This is a genomic window from Buttiauxella cochleicola (assembly GCF_021282405.1).
Lineage (GTDB): Bacteria > Pseudomonadota > Gammaproteobacteria > Enterobacterales > Enterobacteriaceae > Buttiauxella > Buttiauxella massiliensis.
On sequence record NZ_JAJSOU010000006.1, the window covers coordinates 294,434 to 306,812 of the forward strand.

Below are 12,379 nucleotides of genomic sequence, written 5' to 3' on the forward strand. Positions count from 1 at the left end.
CGTAGAATTAAGCAAATCACATCAGTAATTAGCTTTTCACCTTCGCGATCAGATCCATCATTTTCAATTTTTGATCGGTTGAAACTTTACGGGCTTCGAGTTCAATGCCGCGCTCGTTAAGTTTCTTGAAGGCTTCAATATCTTTTTCATCGACAGAAATCGCGTTGTTAACCTGGGTTTTACCCTGGCGGAACGCCATACCACCGATATTGACTGACTTAATGTCCACTCCACCTTCCACGACGCGTTCAACATCGGTTGGGTTAGTGAACAGCAGCATCACACGGTCGCCTGCATATTTCGGGTTATTCCACACGCGGATCATTTTCGCGACGTCAACGACGTGTGCCGTCACACCAGGAGGAGCAACTTGCGTCAACAGTGTTTTACGCACGGTATCGGCTGCCACTTCATCACTGACAACAATAATGCGTGTTACGTTGGTTTCTTTGGTCCAGCGGGTAGCAACCTGGCCATGAATTAAACGGTCATCGATGCGAGCCAGACCGATATTCATATAGTCCTTCGGACCCATTGGCTTCAGCGGTGCTGCGGCTTTAGGTGCAGCAACAGGCGCAACAGGTACAGCTTTTTCAACAGGTTTAGCTTTCAGGGCTTTAACCCCTTCACGACCTGTTTCAACAGCGATTGCCACTAACTCATCAAATGAAGGGTTATCATCACGAGCCATCAGGGTTTCAACCAGCATCGGAATATTGACCCCGGCGACGACCTCGTAATGCTCTTTATCGACGACAATACGGCTGGCTGCGTTAAACGGGCTACCACCCCAGGTATCGACGAGAAACAGCACACCTTTGTCGGTGTTCAGGTTTGCCAGTTGAGCGTTGTATTTTTCAATTAGGGTTTCGGCGTTTTCACCGGGAACGAAATCTATCCAGCCAACATTTTCTTGTTCGCCCAATAGCATTTCTGCGGTTTTCAGCAATTGTTCTGCTGCCCAGCCATGCGTGCCTATGACAATAGCAATGGTCACTTGCTACCTCCTGTGTTGGTATAGCCACACCCTTAATAAGGTGTTTTGTAGATTATCCGTTTCTTTAGCGAATCGATTCAGATAACGGTATGAGTAAAGATGTGTAACTTAAGACGGATTTATTTTAGTCAGTGAAAAAAATATTTTATGTGATGAAGATCCGTAATTTAGGTTTGCTAACAACTTAATGATTCTTGGGGCAAATAATGAACGAGGTCAATGACAGTAAAATTGCAAAATCAGGTAAATCTTTGCAAAAGGGTATTTTGCTCTGATATTGTTTGCATCTCGTTTAATTGCTTAGGAGTAAAGGGCAGTAGCCCACCGTATGGACCGTCATCGACGTCTTTTCAATTTCAGGTCTGAAAACTCAGTCCTTCACATTGGCGTTTCACGCCCCGTTAATACCTCAACTTGCCTCTTTGCGTCCGCCTTGTGCGTGATGCCGATGAGTTATTCCCAAAGCAGGAGCTTGTCATGGAACTCTTAATGGATCCCCAAATATGGGTGGGTTTACTGACGCTGATTGTGCTGGAAATAGTGCTGGGTATTGATAACCTGGTCTTTATTGCCATTCTTGCGGATAAACTTCCACCAAAACAACGAGATAAAGCGAGACTTATCGGTTTATCCCTTGCTTTGATCATGCGACTCGGTTTGCTGTCGTTAATCTCATGGATGGTGACACTCACCCAACCGCTGTTTACCATCGCCAACCTGACGTTCTCAGGACGCGATCTCATCATGCTCTTCGGTGGCCTGTTCTTGCTATTTAAAGCGACGACGGAGCTGCACGAACGGCTGGAAAACCGCCAGCATGATGACGGGCACGGTAAAGGTTACGCCAGTTTCTGGGTGGTGGTATTGCAGATTGTGGTGCTGGATGCGGTGTTTTCACTGGATGCGGTTATTACCGCGGTGGGCATGGTAAATCACCTGCCAGTGATGATGGCGGCGGTCGTCATCGCGATGGGTGTGATGCTGATGGCGTCCAAACCGTTAACGAATTTTGTTAACCAACACCCTACGGTCGTGGTGCTGTGCCTGAGCTTCCTGTTGATGATTGGTCTGAGCCTGGTAGCAGAAGGCTTCGGTTTCCATATTCCTAAAGGCTATCTGTACGCGGCGATTGGTTTCTCGATCATCATCGAGTTTTTCAACCAGATTGCGCGTCGTAACTTTATTCGCCATCAGTCAAATGTACCGTTGCGTGCTCGTACGGCTGATGCGATTTTGCGTTTGATGAATGGCAAACGCCAACAGCGTTCGTCTAATGAAGACAACAAAACCATCACGCCAATTGAAGCAGAATCTTTTGCTGAAGAAGAGCGCTATATGATTAACGGTGTGTTGACGCTGGCATCTCGTTCGCTACGCAGCATTATGACGCCGCGTGGTGAAATATCATGGGTGGATGCCGATAAAACCACTGCTGAAATTCGCGAGCAACTGCTGGAATCTCCGCATAGCTTGTTCCCGGTTTGCCATGGGGAGCTTGATGAAATCATCGGCATCGTGCGTGCCAAAGAGTTGCTGGTAGCCCTGGAAAACGGTGGTGATGTGGTTTCTATTGCTGCACGTTCACCTGCAATTGTAGTTCCGGAAACGCTGGACCCGATTAACTTGCTGGGTGTGCTTCGTCGTGCTCGCGGTAGTTTCGTTATCGTTAATAACGAGTTTGGTGTGGTTCAAGGCCTGGTAACGCCGCTGGATGTTCTGGAAGCTATCGCTGGTGAATTCCCTGATGCCGACGAAACACCCGAAATCGTGCGTGATGGCGATGGTTGGTTAGTTAAAGGCTCAACCGACCTGCACGCGATTCAGCAGCATCTTGATATCAACAATCTGGTGAACGATGAGGAAGACATTGCTTCTATCGCCGGTTTGGTTATCGCTGTGAATGGCCAAATCCCTAAAGTGGGTGATGTCATTGAGCTGGCTCCGCTACGCATCCAGATTGTCAAGGCCAACGATTACCGTGTGGACTTGGTTCGTGTGGTAAAAGAACGCTCTGAACATGAAGACGAAGAAGAGTAAATTAGCGTAGCGGGATAATGGGAATAACGTGACCATTCCTGCGTGGGGGCGGCGTGCTGCTCCCCAGCCAGCGCGGAAACTCTTTCAAAGGCATTGGCCGCGCATACAAAAATCCTTGTAGTACATTTACGCCGTGGTTACGCAGATACTCTGCTTGCTGCGGCGTTTCAACACCTTCCGCAACTAAACCAATTTCTAACCGCTGCGCCAGCGCAATAATAATGTCAGTCACTGTCGAATTGACTGCATCGGTCCCAATCGCTGCAGTAAACGACTTATCGATTTTCAGCACGTCTGGATTTAATGTTTCGAGATAAGCCAGTGAACTTTGACCTGTACCGAAATCATCTATAGCCAAATCGACTCCCATGCGATGTAAATCGCGTATCACCCGAAGATCGACATCTGGTAAGGCATCACGCTCCGTAAGTTCAAGGGTCAGTTTCTGTATAGGGTGGGCTGGGAACCAGTAGTGGCGCAAATCTTCGATAATCTCGCCATTATGGAAATGACTTGCCGCGATGTTGATCCCGATATTGAAATCAGGGGAATTCGGAAAGATATCAAGATTACGTACTGTTTCTGAAAGTACAAATCGTGTTAGTGGTGCTATCAAATTTTGCTGTTCAGCAAGTGGGATAAATACATCAGGTGAAATCCAGCCCTGGCGGGGATTATTCCACCGCAAAAGTAACTCCACGCCAACACATTGAAGATTACGTGAGCTGACTAGCGGCTGGCAAAAAACTTCGAACTCATGTAAGGCAAGCCCAAGATTAATCTCCCAGGAAAAGCTCATTCGGTTCGCGGTGGCAAGCCACGTTATATAGCCAATCAACATGCTTAAGATCAGTGCCAGCGGCAGTTGCGTTGGCATATTTTGTAATGCCAGCTGACTGGAGGATGGGCCAATAATAGTGACGGAAAAAGGAAATATATCGGATTCCAGTTCATGGCTGACTTGCCCGTCGTCAACGGTAATTCGGGGCAGTAACCCTTTCCCATATTCATAATGTGAACCGGCGACATTTAACATCGCACGGGAGACCCAGGGGCGTCTGGGTTCAAGCATAAATCCCGATAGCAACTCAATATTAATAATTTGCATAACACCGTCATGCTGACTATTGCGCAGAGGATGCCAGGATAGAAGAATCGGCGTGCCTTTAAGTAACGTATGGTCTATCGAGAGGAATAAGAGTGGTAATGATGATGGCAAGCGGGGTTGCACCAGATCAATGGGTATTGAGCGTGGGCCAAAAATACTTGAGCAATAAAAGATATCATCCTTAATTAGGCCAATATCGCGTACTGTTTGCATACGAGCCACTAATTCCCGCATCCTCAGTTGCGCGGCTTCACATGATAACCCTATTAGCTGCATCGCATCTTTGCTTGCTAAATCAAGCGGTATCAGAACGTTTTCAAGTGAACTGACAGCTCGTTGGTTAAATGCGTGCATACGTTGTTCATTCGAATCACGATCGGCAATGTAGCGCGCACTGAGTGTCAGCAGCAGCACTAATACGGCTAACGCAACGCAGACAATCAATCGTCTGCGGCGATAATCTCTTAATATGCGTTGTGCCGTCTGCATCCGCGACCACCTTGTTTAGAACCGCGGCCGAAATCGGCACACAGAACATTCCAAGTGTAGTGGGGGATTGGGTATCCGAAGGGAAAATCATACTTTTAGATGAGCGCTAATGGAGTCTTTCGTGCAAGCGTCGCAGACACGACGCTTGCTATTTTAGTGAATATTTAAACAAACATTTGGCTTATCAAACTCAGATGCGTTTTAACCCCCACTTTCATAGCACCTTCATCCAACAGGAAGTGTGGATTGTGGACATTCCACACAGCGCCTTTGTCGGGATTTCTACAGCCGACGAAAATAAAGCATCCCGGAACATGTTGCTGATATGAAGAGAAATCTTCACTCCCAAATAACGGTGTTGTTACCGTGTGCAGCGTTTGCGGAGGGAAATTTTCTTCGATAACTTTGCGCGCAATCTCGCAGGCAGAAGCATGATTATTCCCTACGGCATAACCCGCTTGCCACTGAATATCAAAACTTGCTCCGTGAGCGGCAACAACCCCTGCAATCACTTGCTGCATGAGTTGCGGAACCTGTTCACGCACTTTTTGGTTGTGTGTACGCAGTGTACCGGCAAGATGGGCGCTATTCGGGATGACATTGTAGCTTTCACCCGACTGGAAAGTGGCGATGGTTAATACTGGTGCGTGCAGAGGGTCGAGCTTGCGGGCAACAATTTGCTGCAATGCGCTGACAATTTCTGCACCGATAACAATTGGGTCAATACACAGGTGCGGCATTGAGCCATGACCGCCTTTCCCGGTTATCACAATATCGAAATTATCGCTTGATGCGCTGAACACACCTTCTTTCAATGACAAGGTCTGCGTGGGCTTATCTGGCATAACATGCAGGCCAAAGATGTATTCGACATCTTGCAGCACGCCCAAATTTACCAGCTCTTGAGCACCTCCCGGCGGCACTTCTTCTGCATGCTGGAAAATAAAACGTACCGAGCCTTTGAGCCTGTCCTGAAAATGACACAGTACTTTTGCCGCACCCATTAACATCGCCGCATGGGCATCATGCCCGCAGGCATGCATCACACCAGGTTTACATGAGGAGAAAGCTTCGCCGCTCTCTTCCTGAATCGGCAGGGCATCAATATCCGCACGTAGCGCCCATACTGGGCCAGGGAGTTTTCCCTTCAATTCAGCCACAACGCTGTTTAGTGTCAGACGACGCAACTCAAGCGGCCCAAAGCTTGCTAACTCTGAGGCGATATAATCAGCGGTGGCTTGCTCCTGAAAAGAGAGGTCCGGGTTGGCATGAATATGCTGGCGCCAGCGAGAAACGTCATGGGCCACTTCGTCAGTCAGAATATCGATATTGAAAGTCATAATAGCTCCGTTATTCGGTCACAGTGTTCAGCGCGGTTCTTTTTGCCATCAATGGTAAGACGGCTAGCGCTGCGCAGATCATCGACAAGGAAAGGAAGATAAACGTGGTGTAGTAGTCCTGGCTTGTGCCAATGAGGTAGCCCATCACGATTGGAGAAACAAAACCGCCCAGGGTGCCACCGGTATTAATCAGGCCAATGGCTGCCCCCATGGTTTCTACCGGCAGGCGTTTCATCGGCAAGGTGAAAGCCGTGACAAAACTGCCCATCAAAAAGACTTGGCCAAGAAACAAGAACACACTGGCGGTGATGGGTGAAGGCATGTGGTAAATGGTGAAGATGCACAGAGCACTGGCTATAGAGCAGGCAACAATCACCAGTGGCTCGCGCCCCTGAAAATATTTACCGACCAACCAACCGGTGCCAAGCGATGAAATCCAGATACCTAAGCCTCCGGCAGCAATCACAAGCCCTGAGGTTTCAAGCGGCATATGGCGCTGTTGTACCAAAAACTTTGGTAGCCAGGCCATCAAACCATAACTGGGAATATTGATGCAGAAGATAGAAACGAATAGCAGTATCACGGTTGGATTTTTCAACAGCGTGCGATAACTGGTGGTAGAGGTGGCTTTCGTCGTGACGGGCGGTTTACTCACCAGCATAAAGATAACTACGGCAACTGCGCAGGCCATCAAACCGAGCCCGGCAAACGAGCCGCGCCAGCCAATATGCGTTAATGCGCTGACTGCCACCATCGGGCCAATGGTCATTGCAAGTCCGGCCGAGGAAAGCAGGATTGATTGGGCGAATGTCCGTTTTTCAACGCTAAAATTACTGACCACCGCTTTGGCGCAGGAGCATGGGTATCCTGAATGACCGATTCCCGCCAGGAAGCGGAAGACTATCAACATACCAAAGCTTAAACCCAGAACACCGAAACAAAGCGCAAATCCACCGAGCAGGCAGAGTGAAGCAACCAGCATGCTACGAAAACCAATGCGGTCATTTAGCCAGCCTGCCGGTATTTGAAACAGTGAGTAAGAGAGGAAGAAAATGCCGGTGATGTACCCCAGTTGCTGTGTGGAGACGCCAAACTCTTTTTCGATAGGCAATAATGCGAAGCCCATCACCGTTTTATCTATATAGACAATGACATAGCCCAGAAATAACAGGAAAATCATCAAGGAGTGGTTTTTTTTCATCGTGCGGACCCTTATGCGGAATTCCGTTCCAGGAGCGAATCGCCCCGTTGGTTGCAGCGTTCATATGGATAACTCTGATAGCTATATAAGCAGTGCGGGTATTCTCGCAAAAGATGCAATTTTGTTTGGGGTGATGCTTTTTATTGATAGGGGTGTGCATGAAGTATTTGCCGAAAATGCAGCAGTTACATGTCTTCAGACAAGTGGTGCGCAGCCGCAGCATCCGTGGAGCTGCGCGAGTAATGGGGCAATCTCAGCCAGCGGTGAGCAGGACATTACGAGAGCTGGAGCAAACTTTATCAGCGCAACTATTTCTGCGCGGAAACGAAGGCATCACCTTAACCGAGGCAGGAGAGGCATTTTCCCGTCGGGCTGAGTGGATTCTGGAGGAACTACAGCGTGCGGCCGAGGAAGTGGAACAAATTAACCACTTTTCACAAGGCAAACTGACCATTGGTTTTTCATCATTGATTGCGTTAAGTGTTTTTCCGGCCGTAGCCGACAGTTTTAAATCGCGCTTGCCGCAAGCAAGTTTGCATATCAAAGAAGGGCAACTGACAACATTGCTGCCGCTATTGCAACAAGGAGAGCTCGATCTGGCTATTGGGACAATCAATCCTGCCAAAGTGCCGGAAGATGTTATTGTTGAGCCGCTGTTTAGCGCACCATTCTGTGTGATTGCCCGGCGTGAGCATCCCTTAGCGCAGGCGACATCACTTGCCCAATTACGCAGGGCGAAATGGTTATTACCGGAAGCAAATATCGGTTATTACCAACAGCTACAAGATGAACTCAATGAGTTTTATGGCCAGATGCATGAAGCACCGATTCGAACAGATTCAGTGATTTGTGGACTCAACATGGTGCTGCATTCCGATTATTTGACGATAGTCGCCCGAGCGATGAGTACACCATTATTCTTACAGGATAGGCTGACCGTATTACCTATAACGACGCTACCATCGGCACAGTATTGCGTTATCTGGTCACAGAAGTCGGACTTAACAGCGACGGCGCGACAATTTTTATTAGCGCTGCGTCAGCAGTGTCAGAATTACCCGTGGTAGGTTTGGCAGAGTAGGTTGGCCCTCTTTGCAGAGGGCCAGATTGGATTAGTCACACTGTACTTTGATTGCCAGGCCGCCACGTGAAGTTTCACGGTACTTGGCGTTCATGTCTTTGCCTGTCTCGTACATGGTTTCGATAACTTTATCGAGAGAGACACGCGGTTCGCTGGTGCGGCGCATAGCCATACGGGTGGCATTGATCGCTTTCACGGAAGCAATGGCGTTACGTTCGATACAAGGCACCTGAACCTGGCCTGCAACCGGGTCGCAGGTTAAACCCAGGTTATGTTCCATACCGATTTCCGCTGCAACACAAACTTGCTCTGGGCTTGCGCCTAAGATTTCAGCAAGACCTGCGGCAGCCATAGAACAGGCCACGCCCACTTCACCCTGACAGCCGACTTCTGCACCAGAAATAGACGCATTCATCTTGTATAGCGCACCAATTGCACCTGATGCGAGGAAGTAGCGGATATAGGTATCCGGGCTGACTGACTCGATAAAGTGGTCATAGTAAGCAAGCACAGCAGGAACGATACCGCAGGCACCGTTAGTAGGTGCAGTTACCACACGCCCACCAGCAGCGTTTTCTTCGTTAACGGCCAGCGCAAACATGTTCACCCAATCGACCACATTCATTGGGTCGTTAGACAGTTTATCGCTAGAAACCAGCATACGGCGCAATGCAGAAGCACGGCGTGGCACACGCAATGGGCCAGGCAGAATGCCTTCGGTGTTCACACCACGGTCAATACAGGCACGCATGGTTTGCCAGATGTTGGCAAAATACTCTTCAATTTCTTTACGGCTATGTAAAGCTAGCTCGTTCTGCATGATCACGCCGGACAGCGACATACCTGTCTCTTTACAATGATTCAGCATTTCTTCGGCGGAATTGAACGAGTAAGGCACCACGATTTCGTCAACGGCGTCTTTGCCAAAGTTTTCTTCATCAACGATAAAACCACCGCCGATGGAGTAGTACGTTTTAGTGTAGATCTCTTGATCGCCACTGAACGCGTGAATAGTCATGCCGTTTTCATGCAGCGACAGGTTGTCGTTGCGGAAACACATACCTGAATCTTTCGGGAAATCGACTTCATGGCGGCCCTGGGCCAGCCACAAACGACCACGGGTTTCAACATCACGGATAAACGCCGGGATTGAATCAATATCGACGGTGGCAGGTTCGTTACCTGCAAGACCCATGATAATAGCGATATCGGTGTGGTGCCCTTTACCTGTCAGAGACAGGGAACCGTAAACATCGACTGCAATACGTGTCGTGCTTTCCAGTAATCCTTTTTCGACCAGATCATCGACAAACAACTTACCGGCCTTCATTGGACCGACGGTATGGGAACTGGATGGCCCAATGCCGACTTTGAACATGTCGAATATGCTAATCACACAAAACTCCTTCCAAGGCACCAGATAAATAAAATTTGCTGCTGCAAAATCGCAGTCAGCTAGTTTAAAAATTTATTGCTCACCGTAGTAAACTATTCACATGAATTAAACTAATGGTTAACTATAACTTGACTAATCCGGCCTGTGAATGCGGTTGTCGGGGGATAAGTCCAGAGTCATTCACCATTTCTTTTACCCATGATGCAAATAAGGGAATAAAACCTCAGCAAGACACTCTGCTAAATATAGCCGTTTTTACAGGATTAAAGAGTGATCAGGGTTCCACACTTATCTGCAAGGCTAATTCACGGATGATTCCGGCCGTCATGCCCCAGACAAAATAGTGCTGATACCAGGAAAGCCAAACTCGGTGGGCGTTGCCACGACGGTGAATATCCAGCGGATGGTAACGGCCAAGTGTAAGGGCTTCCATCAATGGCATTTCAAATACTGCTGCGACTTCATCCTCGCTGGCATGGTAGGGCAAGTCGGGTGGAATAATGCCTACGACCGGGGTGACCTGAAATCCCGTAACGCTATCAACCGGCGGCAAAGTACCAATCACTTCGACACTGTCAGGAGAAATGGCGACTTCTTCCCAGGCTTCGCGCAGCGCGGCCGCAATTAACGACTCATCCGTGTCATCAACCGCACCACCGGGAAAGGCCACTTGTCCAGCATGTTTGCGCATCATGGCTGAACGCTGCGTCAGCAGCAGTCCGGGTTGCGGGCGACGGACGATAGGGATCAACACGGCGGCCTGGCGTTTATTACCGCTCATCCGCGTTGCTGGCGGTTGCAGCAGTTGAAAACGCGATAAAAAATCGTTCATGGTCAAGGAGGAACCAGACATTCATCAACTCTCTAATTGCGGCAGAATACGATTAACTTTATCAAAGGTTTCCTGATATTCCGCAGATTCAACACTATCGGCAACTATGCCACCACCTGCAGAGCAGTACAGTTTGCCGCCTTCGGCAGTGAGTGTCCTGATGGTAATACTGGTGTCCATATTGCCGCAGAAGCTCAGATAACCAATGCTGCCACACCACGCATTGCGTCGTTGCGGTTCCAGTTCTTCGATGATTTCCATAGCGCGTACTTTTGGTGCTCCGGTAATAGACCCCCCCGGGAAGCACGCACGCAGTAAATCTGTTGCCTGTAGATGTTGTGGCAACTGTGCAGTGATCGTACTGACGAGGTGATGAACTGCCGGGAAGGGCTCGACAACAAACAGTTCTGGTACTTTTACGCTGCCTGGCACGGCAACCCGGCCAATGTCATTCCGCAGTAGATCGACAATCATCAGGTTTTCGGCCCGATCCTTTGGTGAGTTGGCGAGCTTTTCAGCTTGCTGCGCATCGGCAATGGGGTCGGCAAGGCGCGGCAAAGTGCCCTTAATCGGGCGCGTTTGGATATTCTTGCCTTCGAGCAAAATAAAACGCTCAGGAGACAGACTAAGAATCGCGCTTTCAGGTAGGCGAATAAAGGCACTAAATGGCGCACGATTAGCGGCGTTGAGTTTCTCAAACGCTTGCCATTCATCACCTTCGTAACAGGCGTTAAAGCGCTGCGCGAGATTGACCTGGTAACAATCGCCGCTTTTGAGATATTCCTGTACCTGCCGGAATTTAAGTCCATACTGCTCGCGGGTCATACTGGAGCGCCACGTGCTCGTCAGGCGAAACGGCTTAACAACCGGAGCTATTTGCGCTTCCAGCCAGTTAAGTCGTGCAGAACATTCACCCCAGCAAATAAGTGTGAGTTTTTTGAGTTTATGGTCGGCAATCAAAGCCCAGTCATAAATGCCAATTGCCATGTCCGGAGTGTTGAGATCGGCCTGTGCAATTTCTGGTACTTTTTCGAAATGACGACCCAGATCATAACCAAATAACCCCAACGCACCGCCCAAGAAAGGTAATTCCGGGTGAGTTGCTGGCTGGTAGCCAAAACTGTCCAGCGTTTGCTGCAACAGTTGTAATGGGTCGCTATGATGAGTCGAGCTGACTCCTTCCACGCAGATTGTCGTTTGAGCGCCATGGGTTACTAAAGTTGCACGCGGCTCGGCCACCAGAATATCAAAGCGATTATGGGGATGTTCAGCAAAGCCGGAATGCAGCAGCATCGCCCATGGTTGCTGTGCAATAGCTTTGAAAGTGTGTTGAACGGCATTCGAATGCCATGGCAAAGTGCGAAAAGTTAGAGTTTGCAACGTCATAAACCACAACTAAAAAAGAGACAGATCATCCTGCTTACCTGGAAACCCTCTGGAATCAATGAAAGCAGCGTGAAATAATTAACCCAGGCAATGTAACAGGAGTCGAAAATGTTTTCAGGATTACCCTCATTATCCCACGAGCAACAGCAAAAAGCCGTTGAGCGAATTCAGGAACTGATGGCTAACGGCATGAGTAGTGGTGAAGCCATCACTATGGTCGCAGCAGAAATTCGTGCCAATCATACCGGTGAAATGGTCGCAGTCCGTTTTGAGGATGATGATGTCGGCGACGCAGAAAGTGATGAAGAAAACGAAAATGACGACGAAGAAGAACACTACGTCGATCATTACGAAGAAAATGACGACGATAAGTAACGCGGGCCGAGACCCTGTAAATAATTCTGTGTAACTGCCAACGTATTAAAGGTGATCGCTCAGGCGGTCACCGAACTCGATAATAAAACGACTCATCGCCAGCCGCCAGTTTTGGATCGGCATACTCCATTTCTTTG

The 12,379-nt window shown here is 48.8% G+C and carries 9 protein-coding genes and 1 pseudogene; 3 read left to right on the plus strand and 7 right to left on the minus strand.

Annotated features, from left to right (window positions below):
- Positions 1-28: 28 nt before the first annotated feature.
- Positions 29-997 carry a PTS mannose transporter subunit IIAB gene (manX, locus tag LVQ79_RS10950; RefSeq protein WP_064511860.1) on the minus strand — a complete coding sequence of 323 codons (969 nt, stop codon included), beginning with the start codon at positions 995-997 and terminating at the stop codon, positions 29-31.
- A 477-nt stretch (positions 998-1,474) separates the two neighbouring features.
- Between manX and yoaE the strand changes: the two genes are divergently transcribed.
- On the plus strand, positions 1,475-3,034 hold the full coding sequence (gene yoaE / locus LVQ79_RS10955; RefSeq protein ID WP_232864958.1) for a TerC family protein: 1,560 nt from the start codon (positions 1,475-1,477) through the stop codon (positions 3,032-3,034).
- A gap of 1 nt (position 3,035) precedes the next feature.
- Here yoaE and pdeD read toward each other — a convergent pair whose 3' ends face one another.
- The 3 genes from pdeD to LVQ79_RS10970 form a co-directional block, all read right to left on the minus strand.
- Positions 3,036-4,631 (minus strand): cyclic di-3',5'-guanosine monophosphate phosphodiesterase PdeD, encoded by a 1,596-nt coding sequence (gene pdeD / locus LVQ79_RS10960; protein ID WP_232864959.1) that lies wholly within the window; start codon positions 4,629-4,631, stop codon positions 3,036-3,038.
- 164 nt (positions 4,632-4,795) lie between these two features.
- The gene (locus tag LVQ79_RS10965) at positions 4,796-5,971 is read right to left on the minus strand and encodes an amidohydrolase (RefSeq protein WP_232864960.1); all 1,176 of its coding nucleotides are present in this window, start codon (positions 5,969-5,971) and stop codon (positions 4,796-4,798) included.
- Positions 5,972-5,981: 10 nt separating this feature from the next.
- Complete coding sequence (locus LVQ79_RS10970) at positions 5,982-7,172, minus strand: MFS transporter (protein ID WP_232864961.1); 1,191 nt, start codon at positions 7,170-7,172, stop codon at positions 5,982-5,984.
- A gap of 158 nt (positions 7,173-7,330) precedes the next feature.
- Here LVQ79_RS10970 and LVQ79_RS10975 point away from each other — a divergent pair, with 158 nt between their 5' ends.
- Positions 7,331-8,239 carry a LysR substrate-binding domain-containing protein gene (locus LVQ79_RS10975; RefSeq protein ID WP_232864962.1) on the plus strand — a complete coding sequence of 303 codons (909 nt, stop codon included), beginning with the start codon at positions 7,331-7,333 and terminating at the stop codon, positions 8,237-8,239.
- A 45-nt stretch (positions 8,240-8,284) separates the two neighbouring features.
- Here LVQ79_RS10975 and sdaA read toward each other — a convergent pair whose 3' ends face one another.
- The 3 genes from sdaA to pabB form a co-directional block, all read right to left on the minus strand.
- Positions 8,285-9,649 carry an L-serine ammonia-lyase gene (gene sdaA / locus LVQ79_RS10980; protein WP_232864963.1) on the minus strand — a complete coding sequence of 455 codons (1,365 nt, stop codon included), beginning with the start codon at positions 9,647-9,649 and terminating at the stop codon, positions 8,285-8,287.
- Positions 9,650-9,923: 274 nt separating this feature from the next.
- Positions 9,924-10,502: a CoA pyrophosphatase gene (locus LVQ79_RS10985; protein WP_232864964.1), complete on the minus strand. Its 579-nt coding sequence runs from the start codon at positions 10,500-10,502 to the stop codon at positions 9,924-9,926.
- Positions 10,503-10,505: 3 nt separating this feature from the next.
- A complete protein-coding gene (pabB, locus tag LVQ79_RS10990) occupies positions 10,506-11,867 on the minus strand; it encodes an aminodeoxychorismate synthase component 1 (RefSeq protein WP_370639844.1) in 1,362 nt (453 codons plus the stop codon).
- A 108-nt stretch (positions 11,868-11,975) separates the two neighbouring features.
- Between pabB and LVQ79_RS10995 the strand changes: the two are divergent.
- Positions 11,976-12,149, plus strand: a pseudogene (locus tag LVQ79_RS10995) (YoaH family protein); the annotation flags it as partial.
- Positions 12,150-12,379 lie beyond the last annotated feature (230 nt).